Here is a 2,164-nt window from a genome sequence, read left to right on the forward strand (position 1 = left end):
GCGCCCGCGTCGTCCACATGCGGCGCGGCGGCAAGCTGACGCAATTCCTTGCGGGTGCAAAAGCAGGGATAGGTCAAGCCGGATTGTTCAAGCCGCGTCAGGGCCGTGTCATATATCTTGCCGCGCTGACTTTGCACGTAGGGACCGCAGGGACCGCCCGTATCGGGGCCATGATCCCAGTCAAGGCCGAGCCAGCGAAGGTCTTCCAGCAGAGCTGCGGCATAGTCCGGCCGTGAGCGCTGCGGGTCAATGTCTTCAATGCGCAGCAGTATCTGGCCGCCCTGTGAACGGGCGGCAAGCCAGGCCAGCAGAAAAGCCCAGGCGTTGCCCAGATGGATATATCCAGTGGGACTGGGGGCCAGCCTGCCGCAAGGGAAAGGTGGATGCTGCATGAGCTGTTCAGAAATATGCATGTCGTGCCGGGCAGTTTTTAGGGCGCCGGACGGCAGTTGCGCCGGAACCGGGCCTCACGCCCGCCTGTACTCCGCCCCCGGAGCAGTAGATGCCTCAAACCGCAGCCATGCCTGGAGCAATTTTGCTTTGCAGTGCTTGCGTAAAGGCAGATAAAACCTGCCGGCACCTTGTGGCACCGATTTTCAGGAGAAACCCTGGCAGCGCGGACAAAGTGTTTAGCCGTGAATAACTCCAGCCAGCCAAAGGCATGTGTCGCGCGTCTGTACACCGCAGTTTTTCTGTTTTTCCCGCCAGTGGCGGGCAGCAGATCTGTGTCGTGCCATGAGGCTGTCCACGGATGCCGCGAGAATTCGATATGCCCTGGCTGTTTCAAACCGCTGCCGCTTGCTCCGGCCTGATCAGGAATTGTTGTTTTTGCCTTTGCCCTGATTCTTTTTGTTCCCGGAGTCAGCCTTGGCTGCCGAGGTTTTGGCGGGCGCGGCTTTTTTGGTTTCAGTTTTTTTGGCTGTTGCCCCGGCCTTGTCCTGTGATTTGTTTTGTGTCTTTGCGGACGCGCCGGCAGACGTTTTTGCAGGCGCTTTGGTCGAGGTTTTGGCGGTTTGCGCGGTCTGTTTGGAGTTTTTGCTGTTCCGGCTTTCAGCGGCACGGGCCGAGGAGGCATTCTTCTTGTCGTTGCTGGCGACCTGTATGGTCGTATCCCGCTTTTTCTCGCGCGTATTTGTACGTTTGTTATCGCGCGCGGCGGCGCTGCTCCGGCTTTTTGCCGATTTTTTCTTGTCGCGGGCCAGTTCGCGCACGACCTTTTCTTCAGTAAAGTCGTTGAGGCGGCTTTCGGCCTGAGCCGTCAGGGTTTCGCCGCCTTCGACCTTGACGCGGCGAGCGCTGAGAAACGTGTTGCGAAAGTAGGGGTCGTCCAGCGAATTGATGCGCACCCTGGTGCGTTTGCGCGGGCTGTGGATAAATTTTCCATCGCCCACATAGATGCCTGTGTGGTAACCCCGCCGGGGGTGACGGAAGGCCACGATATCTCCGGCGCGCATATCTTCCACCTTGGTGATGCGCTGTCCGATGACAGACTGCTCGCGCGCAGTGCGGGGCAGCTGCACGCCGACGCTTTTATACGTCCAGCAGACAAAACCCGAACAGTCAAAACCGTCCGGGGTAGTTCCGCCGCGCACATACGGGGTGCCGATGGCTGACCTGGCCTTGCGCAGGAGCTGCTGACCGGCCTCTTGCTGGTTGGAATCAAAAGCCGCTTCATAGGAGCGTCGGAACCGCTCGGCGCGCAGACTGTCGATACTGTCTTCCTGTGAACCTTTCTTGGCGGCGCAACCGAAGGCCAACACGCAGCCCAGCATTAACGCGCACAGTTTCAGACATTTTCCCATCAGCGCTCCACAATGTTATGCCGGCCCAAAGGCGGCGGCAGGTCAGTCGGAAAACGGGGCATACCCCGGAATAAACCTGTCGGGCTTTCGGCCCCGGTTGTCTGTTCCGGCCGTGAGGCCGGGCGTATGGGCCTGCGGTTCAGGCTTTGATATCCAGCAGGGTTCCCAGCATGGCATCGCCGGTGCGCACTGTGGCGGCATTGGCTGTATAGGCATGCTGGGTTGAAATCATGGAAACCATTTCGCGGGCCAGATTGGTGCCGCTGGGGCTTGTGGCCTCAAGCGGCAGGCCCGCAGTTACGTCGTAAACGGCCTGGGCGGCGCTGAAGGCCGTGCCGCCTGTGCCGGGCGAACCGGCCGGA

The 2,164-nt window shown here is 60.1% G+C and carries 3 protein-coding genes; all 3 read right to left on the minus strand.

Features of this window, described 5'->3' with window-relative positions; genetic code table 11:
* Positions 1–392 (minus strand): glutamate--tRNA ligase family protein (locus tag V6C07_RS09015; RefSeq protein ID WP_333536081.1); only part of this gene is annotated, 392 nt, incomplete at its 3' end.
* 420 nt (positions 393–812) lie between these two features.
* Entirely contained in the window at positions 813–1,802 is a 990-nt protein-coding gene (locus tag V6C07_RS09020) for an NlpC/P60 family protein (RefSeq protein WP_333536082.1), read from the minus strand.
* Between the two features lie 139 nt (positions 1,803–1,941).
* The coding region (locus V6C07_RS09025; protein WP_333536083.1) for a flagellar basal body rod C-terminal domain-containing protein at positions 1,942–2,164 on the minus strand (223 nt) is incomplete at its 5' end.

This window comes from Desulfovibrio sp. 1214_IL3152 (genome assembly GCF_036763055.1).
In the GTDB taxonomy this organism is placed as follows: Bacteria; Desulfobacterota; Desulfovibrionia; order Desulfovibrionales; family Desulfovibrionaceae; genus Desulfovibrio.